Origin of the sequence: Ruegeria discodermiae (assembly GCF_030758345.1) — a bacterium.
Taxonomy (GTDB): Bacteria; Pseudomonadota; Alphaproteobacteria; order Rhodobacterales; family Rhodobacteraceae; genus Ruegeria_C.
In genome coordinates, this window is sequence record NZ_JAVAMO010000012.1 from 73,893 (window position 1) to 85,713 (window position 11,821).

Below are 11,821 nucleotides of genomic sequence, written 5' to 3' on the forward strand. Positions count from 1 at the left end.
GGAAAAACTAATGGTTAAACGCAAGATAGGACTGCCACCGCTGGACTGGCTGCGGGTCTTTGAGGCCGCCGGGCGATTGGGTGGGTTTTCGGCAGCCGCGCGTGAGTTTGGGCTGACCCAGGCGGCGGTGAGCCAGCGGATCGCCAATCTGGAGGCCTGGCTTGGTCGGTCACTCTTCATCCGCGAGGCGCGCGGCGTGTCGCTGACGGTAGAAGGTGAAAGTTATCTGCCGCTGGTACAGGACAGCCTGCGCGCGCTGGAGCGCAATACCGAGAACCTGTTCGGCAAAAGCCCGACCGAGCTGCGCGTTGCGGGGCTCAACTCGCATCTGGGTACGCTGGTGGTGTCGCGACTGTCCGCGTTCCATGCAGCCCATCCGAAATTGCGGCTGGTGATCGACTCGCTGGATCGCTGGTCGGGGTTCGACGAAGAAAAGACCTGGCTGCAACTGCGCTTCGGCAATGGGGTCTGGCCCGGGCGCGCAGCGCATCTGGTCGCGCGCGAGGTGCTGGCCCCGATGGTCGCGCCGGGCCTGTCCCGGGACGCGCCGCTGATCGAGCTGCGTGGCCCGCGTCCGGGCTGGTCGGACTGGTCGGCAGAGACAGGGGAGGCCCTGACAGGGGGCTGGCTCAGCGTCGATTCTATGGAACACGCGCTGGCGGCGGCAGGGCAGGGCATGGGCATCGTGCTGGGCTCGGTCCCGCTGGCGCGCGACCTGCTGCAGAGCGGCGTGCTGCACCAGCTTGATCTGCCCGAATTGATCACCAGCGAGGGGTATTGGCTGACCTGGCCTGAGGACCGGCCCATCAGCCGCAAGCAGCGTCATCTGATTGATGCGTTTTATCAAGCTATCCGTCTGGAGGAAAAGTGATCCGGTTGGGTGGCCAGTGCGTAACCCGGATATCGTTGTCACATCCCCCGGTGTTGTCATGCTTTTAAGATTTGTCTGCTTCACATTGACCTGCGCGCTTGCGCTGCCAGCCCTTGCGGACTTCGCCAAGGTTCAGAACGAGGCGCAATTCAAGCAGATTGTGGCCGGAAAGACTCTGACCCGGCCTTTGGTCAAGCTACAGGTGTCGCCCGAAGGGACCATCAGTGGCAAAGGATTGCGCTGGCCGGTCGAGGGCAATTGGAACTGGCAGAACGGCTATTTCTGCCGCGATCTTTACTGGGGCGGCAGTGAGTTGGGCTACAATTGTCAGGAAGTTCGTGTGCGCGACGGCAAGATCCGTTTTACATCGGATCGGGGCAAGGGTGATTTCGCCGATTTCAGGTTGAGGTCCGACTAGGTTTTGCGCGCCATTCGGGTGTTGATCATCTGAACGATCCCGCCCAGCACCAGACCCCAAACGGCTGCGCTGAGACCGATGATGGTAACGCCTGATGCGGTGACCAGAAAGGTTATCGCCGCAGCCTGCCGGTAAGAGGCGTCCTCGAACGCTGCAAGCGCCGAGGCGGCAAAGACCGGCAGCAGCGCGACACCCGCAAGCGTTCCCAGCAACAACGGCGGGGCAAGGCCCGCAAAGGCAGTGATGATCCCCGCGAACAGGCCGAACAGGCAGTAAAAGAGCCCTCCGAATACCGCCGAGAGATAGCGTTTGTCGGGATCGGGGTGTGACTCTTCATTGGCGCACATGGCGGCGGTGATGGCCGCCAGACAGGTTGCGGGCGCGCCAAACGGGGCTGAAAGCAGGCTCGCCCCGCCTACCGAGGAGATCAGAGGCGCGGGCGCGGGCTGATAGCCGAAACTGCGGATGATCGCGAGGCCGGGAATGTTCTGTGTTGCCATGGTGACGATGAAAAGCGGCAGGCCGATGCCGATCAGAGACGGGATCGAAAACGCTGGTATAGTAAAGACCGGCTTGGGGATCACCGCGCCTGATAGCGTGAAGTCGAAGCCGGGCTGGATCACCACGACCAGCGCTGCCACCACCACGGCGCAGGGCACCGCGATCAGGCGGTTGATCTGCCCGGCGATGAACCAGGTGACGATAACCGGCAGGGCGACCCACGGCGCTTTCCCCATGGCGCTGAAGGGTTGCAAGCAGATCGACAGCAGCACCGCCGACAGCATCGCCTGCGCCAGAGGTGCGGGTATGGCCGCGATCAACCGGCTCAGTGGCCGCCAGAACCCGGCGATGACGGTGAGAAGCCCGGCCAACAGAAAAGCGCCCACCGCTTCGGCAAAACCGGCTTCGGGCATTGTCGAGACTGCCAGCAGCGCAACGCCAGGTGTGGACCACGCCACGCTGACCGGTATCTTTGTGCGCAAGCTCAGCACGATCCCCGCCAGACCCATTGCGATGGCCGCCGCCATCAACCCCGAAGCGGCCACGGCCTTGGAAGCGCCCATGGCATTCAGCCCCTGCAGCACAATCGGAAACGAGCTGAAAAACCCCACAATAGCGACCACAAGGCCGGTTGAGACGGTTTGCAGGCGAATGGCACGTTGGCGCATGTGAGGCTCGTTGGGGTGAGGAGGGTAATTGGGATGAGAGAATTGTTTGTGGTTCAGGAAAAGGCCATCTAAGCGGGCATGGAAGCCAGGGGAAGAATGAACATTGAGCGTAAACTAGCAAGGGGTGAGGCAGATTTTATTCAATGAAACCGGACCGGAAACTTTGAAAGTTTCCGGAGGTGCACGCCAACACTGGTCAAAAAAACCACGTCCTGGAATGTGACTAGAAGTCGATCGCCAGCCCTTTCTTTTCCCAATCGCCATAGCGCACGGGTTCAGGCCCGTCGCGGCCGCCCAACTCCTTGGGCTTGGGTTTATCCTCGGCGGCGGCAAGGCGGCGGCGCTCTTCGGCCTCGGCCAGGGCGCGTTGGGCTGCGGGGGGTAGGTCTTTGTCGGTATCGCTCATGCCTTGGGTTCCTTTCCGGTCTGGGCCTTGATATACGCCCGCGTCTGCCCGTGGCAATGCGGGCATGGCGTCACAGATCGGGATCAGGGGCATGAACGACACCGCGACACGGGCGCGCCAGAGCGCGATCTATCTGCTGGATCAGATATTGGGCGAGCATCGTCTGATGTCGGAATGCCTGGCCGCAGGCGCACTGGACCGGCTGGCCGCCGAAGACCGCGCGCGGGCGCAGCGTCTGGCGCTGGATACCCTGCGCGGGTTGGAGCGGGCCGACCGGATGCTATACAAGCACTTGCAGAAGAAACCGCCGCTGCCGGTGCTGAACGCGCTGCGGCTGGGGGTTGTGGAACTGGCCGGGGGCGAAGCTGCCCATGGGGTGGTCAATTCCATGGTCGAGATCACCGCGCGATCCCGTCGTCACGGGCGGCTCAAAGGGTTGGTCAATGCGGTGCTGCGCAAGGTGGCGGTCGATACGCCGAAACACTGGGAGTTGTTGCGGGTGCCGCGCCTGCCGAAATGGTTGCGCGCTCCGCTGGTCGAGGCCTGGGGCGCGGAAGCGGTGGCGGGAATGGAGCGAGCGCACTTCACCGGCGCGCCGCTGGACCTGACACTGAAACCCGGTGCCGCTGCGCCGGACGGGGTTGCATTGCCGACCGGATCGGTTCGGATCGACGGCCCGGTTCAGGTGACTGCTCTGCCCGGATATGAGGCGGGGGATTGGTGGGTGCAGGATGCCGCCGCTGCTCTGCCTGCAAAGATGTTGGCCGCGCAGCCGGGCGAGGCGGTGCTGGATCTTTGTGCTGCTCCGGGTGGCAAGACGCTGCAACTGGCGGCGCAGGGTGCGAGTGTCACGGCGCTGGATGTCTCGGAGGCGCGGATGCGGCGGGTACGCGAAAATCTCGACCGCACTGGGTTGAGCGCAGAGCTTATGGTCGGGAACGCGCTGGAACATCAGGGCAGTTATGATGCGATCCTGCTGGATGCGCCCTGCTCGGCTACAGGCACCATTCGACGGCATCCCGATCTGCCGTTTGCGAAGGATGGGTCGGAATTCGGCGAATTGATAGCCTTGCAGGCGCGGATGCTGGCCCATGCCCACGGTTTGCTGAAACCCGGAGGGCGGCTGGTCTATTGCACCTGCTCGCTGCTGCCGGACGAGTGCGAAGTGCAGGTCAAAGAGATACTAGCCCAATTCCCTGATCTGAGCGTGGACCGCGCGGCGCTTGATCTGCCGGGCATTGATCAGGGCTGGATAACAGAGGAGGGCGGGCTGCGCCTGCGTCCCGATTACTGGCCCGAGCGTGGTGGTATGGACGGGTTCTATATCGCCTGCCTGCGCAAAGCGGGCTGAGGACAAGATCACCGGTGACTCGCATTGCCCGAACCGCTAAGCTCTGCGACAAACGCCAAAGAGCGTGAGAGGCAGTGAACATGTCCAGTTCCGATACGATGGCGAGCCGTTGGGCACGGTTCCAGAACCGTTTCTACGCGCGCCTGAGCCAGCGCCGCGCGGCGGTGACGGGCTTTGTCTCGCAACCCGAACCGCGCACGATTGGCGTATTTGCCCGGGGGCGGCAATTGCTGGCGGGCAATCTGCTCTTTGCCGGGTATCTGGTTGAATCGCGCGACAGCGGGCTGTGGGAGGTCGCCTCGCCCAACCCCTCCTTCGACGAGGAACGACACGGCTTTGCCTGGCTCGACGATCTGGCGGCCGTGGGGGATATACGCGCGCGGGCCAAGGCCCAGACCTGGCTCTGGGGCTGGATCGAGCATCACGGGCGCGGGCGCGGGCCGGGTTGGACGCCGGAACTGACCGGGCGCCGTGTGATACGCTGGATCAACCACGCGTTGTTCCTGTTGCGCGGGGTCGAACCGGACCAAAGTGACGCGTTCTTCCGTTCACTTTCTCATCAGACCTGGTTTCTGGCCCGGTGCTGGAAATCCGCCCCGCCCGGCCTGCCCCGGTTCGAGGCGCTGACCGGCCTGATCTATGCCTCGCTGGCGCTGGAGGGTCTGGAGGAGCTTGCTGATCCGGCGATCCGGGCGCTTGGGCAGGATTGCCGCAGCCAGATCGACGCGCAGGGCGGATTGCCCACCCGCAACCCCGAGGAATTGCTGGAGGTGTTCACGCTGCTGACCTGGGCGGCGGCGGCACTGCAAGAGGCCGGACGCGGCGTTGGGGCCGATCATGCAGCGGCCATCCTGCGGATTGCGCCCAGCCTGCGGACCCTGCGCCATAGCGATGGCAGCCTGGCCCGGTTCCACGGCGGCGGCAGCGGCATTGACGGGCGCTTGGATCATGCGCTGGCGGCCAGCCAGACCAAGCCGACACCGTTCGACCGGCTGGCGATGGGCTTTGCCCGCCTCGCAGGCGGGCGCACCAGCGTCATCGTAGATGCGAGTGCGCCACCGTCGGGGCGGGCCTCTTACAAGGCGCATGCGTCGACCTTGGCATTCGAGCTGACCTCGGGCCGCCGCCCGCTGATCGTGAATTGCGGTGCGGGCGACAGTTTTGGCCCCGAATGGCGGCGCGCGGGGCGGGCGACGCCGTCGCATTCGACCCTCTGTCTGGACGGCTATTCCAGCGCGCGGCTGGCCGAGCCTGAGCGCGGCTCCGGCAATGAGGCGCTGATCTCTGCCCCGCGCGGCGTTGCCGTGGAATTGTCGGATCTGCCCGACGGACTGCAATTTCAGGGCGGCCATGACGGCTACGAGGCGGTGTTCGGCCTGACCCATGCCCGCACGTTGGAACTGTCCTTTGATGGGCGTGGCTTGGCGGGTGAGGATATGCTGCTGGCCATGGATGACCCGGCCAAGCGGCGTTTCGATAAGGCGATGGATGCGGCGCAACTGGCGGGAATCGGGTTTGATCTGCGCTTCCACCTGCATCCGGACGTGGATGCCGCCGTTGATCTGGGCGGCGCGGCGGTGTCGATGGCGCTGAAAAGCGGTGAGATCTGGGTTTTCCGGCATGACGGCCAGTATAAATTGACTGTGGCTCCAAGCGTTTACCTGGAAAAAGGCCGTTTGCAGCCGCGCGCGACAAAACAGATTGTTCTATCCGGGCGCGCAATGGGGTATGCGACGCGCATCCGGTGGACGCTGAGCAAGGCGCAGGACACGGCAATTGCCATTCGCGACCTGAACCGGGATGAGCCGCAATTCGACTGATCCGCAAAAGGACCAAGACCACATGACCGACCTTCACGCCGTGCGCCGCGCGCTTCTGTCCGTATCTGACAAGACCGGACTGATCGATTTGGGAAAGGCGCTGTCGGCGTGCGGCGTTGAACTGCTCAGCACCGGTGGCTCGGCCAAGGCCCTGCGCGAGGCGGGGCTGGAGGTTCGCGATGTGGCCGAGGTGACGGGCTTTCCAGAGATGATGGATGGCCGCGTCAAGACCTTGCACCCGATGGTGCATGGTGGCCTGCTGGCGTTGCGCGACAACGACACGCACGTGGCCGCGATGGAACAGCACGGAATCGGTGCGATCGACCTGCTGGTGGCGAACCTCTACCCGTTCGAGGAAACCGTGGCCAAGGGTGCCGATTATGACACCTGCATCGAAAATATCGACATTGGTGGCCCGGCGATGATCCGCGCGGCGGCCAAGAACCATGCCTTTGTGAACGTGGTTGTTGATGTCGAGGATTACGATGCGCTGCTGGCCGAGCTTGAGGCCAATGACGGTCAGACCTCTTATGCCTTCCGGCAGGGGCTGGCGCAGAACGCTTATGCCCGCACCGCTGCCTATGACGCTGCCGTGTCGAACTGGATGGCGGACGCGCTGAACCTGCAGGCTCCACGCCGCCGCGCGGTGTCGGGTCGGCTGGCCCAGACGCTTCGCTACGGCGAGAACCCGCATCAGGAGGCGGCGTTCTACCTTGATGGTTCACAGCGTGCGGGTGTCGCTACCGCCCGGCAGGTGCAGGGCAAGGAGTTGAGCTACAACAATATCAACGATACCGATGCGGCTTTCGAACTGGTCTCGGAGTTCGACCCGGTACAGGGCCCCGCCGTGGCGATCATCAAACATGCCAACCCCTGTGGCGTGGCGCGCGGCGCGTCGCTGAAAGAGGCCTATCAGAAAGCGTTCGATTGCGACCGCACTTCGGCCTTTGGCGGCATCATCGCCCTGAACACGGCCCTAGACGCCGACACCGCGCGCGAAATCGTGCAGATTTTCACCGAGGTGGTAATCGCGCCGGGGGCCTCGGTGGAGGCGGTTGAGGTCTTTGCGGCCAAGAAAAACCTGCGCCTGCTATTGACCGATAGTCTGCCCAATCCGCAGGACAGCGCCTTCACCACCCGTCAGGTTTCGGGCGGGATGCTGGTGCAGGACAAGGATGTCGGCCACCGCGATATGGGTGATTTGAAGGTGGTGACCAAGAAAGCGCCGACAGACGAACAGATGGCTGATCTGCTCTTTGCCTGGAAGGTCGCGAAACATGTCAAATCCAACGCCATCGTCTATGTGAAGGCTGGCCAGACCGTGGGCGTCGGCGCCGGTCAGATGAGCCGGCTGGACAGCGCTACCATCGCGGGCGTCAAGGCGCAGCGCATGGCCGATGTTCTGGAGCTACCCGAAAGCCTCGCCAAGGGCTCCGCCGTGGCGTCGGACGCGTTTTTTCCCTTTGCTGATGGCCTGCTGGAGGCTGCCGCCAATGGTGCCACCTGCGTGATCCAGCCCGGCGGGTCGATGCGCGATGACGAGGTGATCAAGGCCGCTGACGAGGCCGGTCTGGCCATGGTCCTCACCGGCATGCGGCATTTCCGTCACTAATGTCGGGTGCGCGCGTCATATGGGCCACGCTTGCGGCCTTCCTGCTTGACCAGTTCAGCAAATACTGGGTGGTGCATGTGATGGAGGTGGACCGGCTGGGCGGCATCGACGTGCTGCCGCCGTTCCTGAATTTCCGCTATGGTGAAAACCGGGGCATCAATTTCGGCCTGTTTCAGGGCGACAGCGATGGCTCGCGCTGGGTGCTGATCGGGTTGTCCTTTGTCATCTGCGCAGGTGTGCTGTTCTGGCTGCGCCGCGCGCCGGGCAACTGGATCACTCAGGTGAGCGCCGGTCTGCTGATCGGCGGGGCGCTGGGCAATGTGGTGGACCGGGTTCTTTATGGCTATGTGCTGGATTTCCTCAACATGTCCTGTTGCGGGATCAACAATCCCTTCGTCTTCAACATCGCGGATGTGTTCATTTTTGTAGGGGCCTTTGGGCTAATCCTGTTTGATGGCAGTAAGAAATCACAGAAAAAGGCCTCGTGACGCGGTGCGGCAAATGGGCTACAACACCGGCCAAACAGGCAGGAGGTGACCATGCGGGGTCCGCTGGGCGCGATCATGATTGCGAGCGTTTTTGCTTTGGCGGCGTGCTCTGACAAGGGTTTACGTGTCATTCGCGCGCCCGGACCGGGCCCGGATGAATTTGCCGTTCTGCCGGTCAAGCCGCTGACCGCACCACAGGATTATGCGGTTCTGCCCGCCCCCACGCCGGGTGGCACGAACCTGACCGACCCGACACCGGTGGCCGATGCGGTCGAGGCGCTGGGCGGTCGCGCCTCTGCGCTCCAGCCGGGTGCTGTGCCATCCTCGGATGCCGCTCTGGTGCGGACCGCCGGCCGCTACGGTGTGCCTGCCAACACCCGCGAGGTTCTGGCGCAGGAGGATGCCGATTTCCGCCGCCGCAAGGGGCGTCTCGCCAATATCCGGCTCTTCAAGGTTGACCGCTACGGAGAAGTCTATAACAATCAGGCGATTAACCCCTATGCCACCGAAGAAGCGTTTCGCCGTGCCGGACGCGAAACCCCGTCTTCACCGCCTGAGGTTCGTTAAGAAACCTCAATTTTCTGCCATCTCGGCTTGAACGGCCGCTTTTGCACCGTAGGTTGTGCGCAAGCTGGAACACATGGCGTGGTCCGGGCGGATGCCGCCCGTGGGTCTGTGCCGGATGGAGGACACCCGATGATACGTTCCCTTGTTGGCGGGGCTGCGCTGGCGCTGATGCTGCCGGTCTGGGCAAGCGCCGAAGACGAAGCCGTGACCACCTTTACCTTGGATAACGGGATGGAGGTGGTGGTGGTCGAAGATCACCGCGCCCCGGTCGTGCAGCATATGGTCTGGTATCGCGCAGGATCGGCGGATGAACCGGTGGGCTCGTCCGGCGTCGCGCATTTTCTGGAACATCTGCTGTTCAAGGCGACCGATACGCTCGCCTCGGGTGAGCTGTCGGCAACCGTGGCGGCCAATGGCGGGCGGGACAACGCTTTCACGTCGTTTGATTACACCGCCTATTTCCAGCGTGTGGCGGCGGACCGTCTGGATCTGATGATGCAGATGGAGGCGGACCGGATGCGCAACATCCGCCTGACCGAGCGCGACATCGAGACCGAGCGCGATGTAATCCTCGAAGAGCGCAACCAGCGCACCGAGAACAACCCCCGCGCGCTTTTTGGCGAGCAAATGCGGGCAGCGCAATATCTCAACCATCGCTATGGCGTGCCGATCATCGGCTGGCGGCATGAGATGGAAGAGCTGGATATGGACGATGCACTGTCCTTCTACCAGACCTATTACGCGCCCAATAACGCGATCCTGGTGGTGACCGGCGATGTCGACCCTGAAGAGGTGCGCGTGCTAGCCGGGAAACACTATGGTGTCATCCCGGCCAATCCTGACCTGCCCGAGCGCCTGCGCTCGCAAGAGCCGCCACAGAACGCTGCGCGGCGATTGACCTACAAGGACCCGCGCGTGGCGCAGCCTTATGTGCAGCGCAGCTACCTTGCGCCTGAACGCAACCCGGGCGATCAGAAAACCGCCGCCGCGCTATATCTGCTTTCCGAACTGCTCGGCGGTGGCACCACGTCTTATTTGAACGAAACGCTGCAATTCGATCAAAAAAAGGCTGTCTATGCGGGCGCGTCTTATGGCGGGGTCTCGCTGGATAACACCACGTTCAGCCTGTTTGTGGTCCCGACCGAGGGTGTTTCGCTGCAAGAGGCAGAAGATGCAATGGATCAGGCCGTGGCTGATTTCATCGCCGCTGGCGTCAACGAGGACGATCTGGAGCGGATCAAGATGCAACTGCGCGCCGCCCAAGTCTATGCGCGCGACAATGTGGACGGGATCGGCAACCGCTATGGCCGGGCCCTGGCCAGCGGCCTGACCGTTGAGGATGTGCAGGAATGGCCGGACCTTTTGCAGGCGGTGACCGGAGAAGAGATCATAGCGGCGGCCCGAGACCTGTTCCGCCCCGAAGCCTCAGTCACTGGCTGGCTGATGCGCGATGAGGAGGTCACCCAATGAGAGCGTTTCTGACAACCTGTCTGGTTCTGTTGCTGGCGCTGCCCGCCTGGGCGGAGGTCGAGATCAAGGAAGTGACGTCGCCCAAGGGTATCAAGGCGTGGCTGGTCGAGGATCACTCGATCCCTTTTACGGCGCTGGAATTGCGGTTCCGAGGCGGGACTTCTCTGGATGCACCCGACAAGCGCGGCGCGGTCTATCTGATGACTGGGCTGATCGAAGAAGGGGCCGGTGATCTGGATGCGCGCGCCTATGCGCGCGAGTTGGAGGCGCTGGCGGCCTCATTTGACTATGATGCCAGCGACGATACCGTATCGATCTCGGCGCAGTTCCTGTCGGAAAACCGTGATGAGGTGGCCGATCTGCTGCGCAAGACCCTGCATCAGCCGCGCTTTGACATCGATGCGGTGGAACGGGTGCGCGCGCAGGTGCTGTCGGGGCTGCGCTCGGACGCCAAGAACCCCAATGACATCGCCGGTCTTGCCTTTTCGCAGATGGCCTATGGCGATCACCCCTACGGCGCCAACGGCAAAGGCACGATCGAAAGCGTGAGTGCCCTGACCCGCGACGATATCATCGCCGCCTATGAGGGCGTCTTTGCCCGCGATCGGCTCTTTGTCGGCGCGGTGGGCGATATCACCGCCGAGGAACTGGGTATCTTGCTGGATCAGCTGCTGGCCGACTTCCCCGAAACCGGCGCGCCGATCCCCGGCAAGGCGGATGTGACCATCGACGGCGGCGTCAGCGTGGTCGAATTCGACACGCCGCAATCGGTGGCGCTGTTTGGTCAGAGAGGCATCGACCGGCATGATCCGGAATTCTTTGCCGCCTATATCCTGAACCAGATCATGGGAGGAGGCTCGCTCGAAAGCCGCCTGATGCGCGAGGTGCGCGAGGAGCGCGGGCTGACCTATGGTGTCTATTCCTATCTGGTGCCCAAGGATCTGGCCTCGGTCTATATGGGCTCGGTCGCTTCGGGCAATGACCGGATCGCCGAGGCCATCACCGTGGTGCGCGACCAGTGGGCCGATATCGCCGAGAATGGTGTCACTCAGAAAGAGCTGGACGATGCCAAGACCTATCTGACCGGGGCCTATCCGCTGCGGTTCGATGGCAATTCGCGGATCGCCTCGATTCTGGCGGGGATGCAGATGGATGATCTGCCAATCGACTACATCGCCACCCGCAACGAGAAGGTCAACGCGGTGACGCTGGAGGATGTGAACCGCGTGGCGGGCGAATTGCTGGACCCAGAGGGTTTGCATTTCACGGTTGTCGGAAAACCGGTTGGGCTGGAAGGATAGGATCGTTCTGCCTCGGCAAAATCACGATGCGTGCCAGAAAGTAGACGCGCGTCATGCCAAACAGCGAGATGGCGCTCAACCCGTGCGGATGATCGGGCCCGGCCATGTGGCACCGACTTCCGCTCTCGCGCCTTTTGGCACGGGATATGTGTCGCGCCCGAGTGCCTAGCGTGCACTCTCGGCAAGAATCCCACATTATTCCGGCCAAAAACCGCCGCTAGACCCAAATGAGGGTTTCCCGGTCCGACATGCCGCCCTACATTCATGAACAGGGCAGGAGCGCAGCTGCGCTTCTTTCCACCACTCACGATGAGCCCGGTTGCCGTGTTCGCTCCGGTGTCGCCTGAT

The 11,821-nt window shown here is 63.0% G+C and carries 11 protein-coding genes; 9 read left to right on the forward strand and 2 right to left on the reverse strand.

Features of this window, described 5'->3' with window-relative positions:
- The first annotated feature begins 10 nt into the window (after positions 1-10).
- Together Q5Y75_RS20380 and Q5Y75_RS20385 are read left to right on the forward strand one after the other, a co-directional pair.
- Positions 11-871, forward strand: coding sequence for a LysR family transcriptional regulator (locus tag Q5Y75_RS20380; RefSeq protein ID WP_306201026.1), 861 nt, complete (start codon positions 11-13; stop codon positions 869-871).
- Positions 872-929: 58 nt separating this feature from the next.
- On the forward strand, positions 930-1,289 hold the full coding sequence (locus tag Q5Y75_RS20385) for a dihydrodipicolinate reductase (protein ID WP_306201027.1): 360 nt from the start codon (positions 930-932) through the stop codon (positions 1,287-1,289).
- Here the strand turns inward: Q5Y75_RS20385 and Q5Y75_RS20390 are convergent.
- Together Q5Y75_RS20390 and Q5Y75_RS20395 are read right to left on the reverse strand one after the other, a co-directional pair.
- Positions 1,286-2,458 (reverse strand): benzoate/H(+) symporter BenE family transporter, encoded by a 1,173-nt coding sequence (locus Q5Y75_RS20390; protein ID WP_306201029.1) that lies wholly within the window; start codon positions 2,456-2,458, stop codon positions 1,286-1,288. The genes Q5Y75_RS20385 and Q5Y75_RS20390 overlap by 4 nt on opposite strands.
- A gap of 223 nt (positions 2,459-2,681) precedes the next feature.
- On the reverse strand, positions 2,682-2,864 hold the full coding sequence (locus Q5Y75_RS20395; protein ID WP_306201030.1) for a DUF1674 domain-containing protein: 183 nt from the start codon (positions 2,862-2,864) through the stop codon (positions 2,682-2,684).
- A 91-nt stretch (positions 2,865-2,955) separates the two neighbouring features.
- Here Q5Y75_RS20395 and Q5Y75_RS20400 point away from each other — a divergent pair, with 91 nt between their 5' ends.
- The 7 genes from Q5Y75_RS20400 to Q5Y75_RS20430 all read left to right on the forward strand — a co-directional run bounded on the left by Q5Y75_RS20400 (position 2,956) and on the right by Q5Y75_RS20430 (position 11,473).
- Complete coding sequence (locus Q5Y75_RS20400) at positions 2,956-4,215, forward strand: RsmB/NOP family class I SAM-dependent RNA methyltransferase (protein WP_306201032.1); 1,260 nt, start codon at positions 2,956-2,958, stop codon at positions 4,213-4,215.
- Between the two features lie 80 nt (positions 4,216-4,295).
- Positions 4,296-6,035: a heparinase II/III family protein gene (locus tag Q5Y75_RS20405; protein WP_306201033.1), complete on the forward strand. Its 1,740-nt coding sequence runs from the start codon at positions 4,296-4,298 to the stop codon at positions 6,033-6,035.
- A 22-nt stretch (positions 6,036-6,057) separates the two neighbouring features.
- Complete coding sequence (purH, locus tag Q5Y75_RS20410) at positions 6,058-7,647, forward strand: bifunctional phosphoribosylaminoimidazolecarboxamide formyltransferase/IMP cyclohydrolase (protein WP_306201034.1); 1,590 nt, start codon at positions 6,058-6,060, stop codon at positions 7,645-7,647.
- Positions 7,647-8,135, forward strand: a complete 489-nt coding sequence (gene lspA, locus Q5Y75_RS20415; protein WP_306201036.1) for a signal peptidase II — start codon at positions 7,647-7,649, stop codon at positions 8,133-8,135. Before purH ends, lspA begins: the two co-directional genes overlap by 1 nt.
- A 51-nt stretch (positions 8,136-8,186) precedes the next feature.
- Positions 8,187-8,702, forward strand: coding sequence for a DUF3035 domain-containing protein (locus Q5Y75_RS20420; protein ID WP_306201038.1), 516 nt, complete (start codon positions 8,187-8,189; stop codon positions 8,700-8,702).
- Between the two features lie 129 nt (positions 8,703-8,831).
- Positions 8,832-10,172: a M16 family metallopeptidase gene (locus Q5Y75_RS20425; protein WP_306201040.1), complete on the forward strand. Its 1,341-nt coding sequence runs from the start codon at positions 8,832-8,834 to the stop codon at positions 10,170-10,172.
- Positions 10,169-11,473 (forward strand): M16 family metallopeptidase, encoded by a 1,305-nt coding sequence (locus Q5Y75_RS20430; protein WP_306201042.1) that lies wholly within the window; start codon positions 10,169-10,171, stop codon positions 11,471-11,473. Before Q5Y75_RS20425 ends, Q5Y75_RS20430 begins: the two co-directional genes overlap by 4 nt.
- The last annotated feature ends 348 nt before the right edge of the window (positions 11,474-11,821 follow it).

Coding starts and splice junctions, on each gene's coding strand:
- Q5Y75_RS20395 (WP_306201030.1), bottom strand. CDS start 2,864: ATGAGCGATACCGACAAAGACCTACCCCCCGCAGCCCAACGCGCCCTG.
- purH (WP_306201034.1), top strand. CDS start 6,058: ATGACCGACCTTCACGCCGTGCGCCGCGCGCTTCTGTCCGTATCTGAC.
- Q5Y75_RS20380 (WP_306201026.1), top strand. CDS start 11: ATGGTTAAACGCAAGATAGGACTGCCACCGCTGGACTGGCTGCGGGTC.
- Q5Y75_RS20405 (WP_306201033.1), top strand. CDS start 4,296: ATGTCCAGTTCCGATACGATGGCGAGCCGTTGGGCACGGTTCCAGAAC.
- Q5Y75_RS20430 (WP_306201042.1), top strand. CDS start 10,169: ATGAGAGCGTTTCTGACAACCTGTCTGGTTCTGTTGCTGGCGCTGCCC.
- Q5Y75_RS20390 (WP_306201029.1), bottom strand. CDS start 2,458: ATGCGCCAACGTGCCATTCGCCTGCAAACCGTCTCAACCGGCCTTGTG.
- Q5Y75_RS20425 (WP_306201040.1), top strand. CDS start 8,832: ATGATACGTTCCCTTGTTGGCGGGGCTGCGCTGGCGCTGATGCTGCCG.
- Q5Y75_RS20385 (WP_306201027.1), top strand. CDS start 930: ATGCTTTTAAGATTTGTCTGCTTCACATTGACCTGCGCGCTTGCGCTG.
- Q5Y75_RS20420 (WP_306201038.1), top strand. CDS start 8,187: ATGCGGGGTCCGCTGGGCGCGATCATGATTGCGAGCGTTTTTGCTTTG.
- Q5Y75_RS20400 (WP_306201032.1), top strand. CDS start 2,956: ATGAACGACACCGCGACACGGGCGCGCCAGAGCGCGATCTATCTGCTG.
- lspA (WP_306201036.1), top strand. CDS start 7,647: ATGTCGGGTGCGCGCGTCATATGGGCCACGCTTGCGGCCTTCCTGCTT.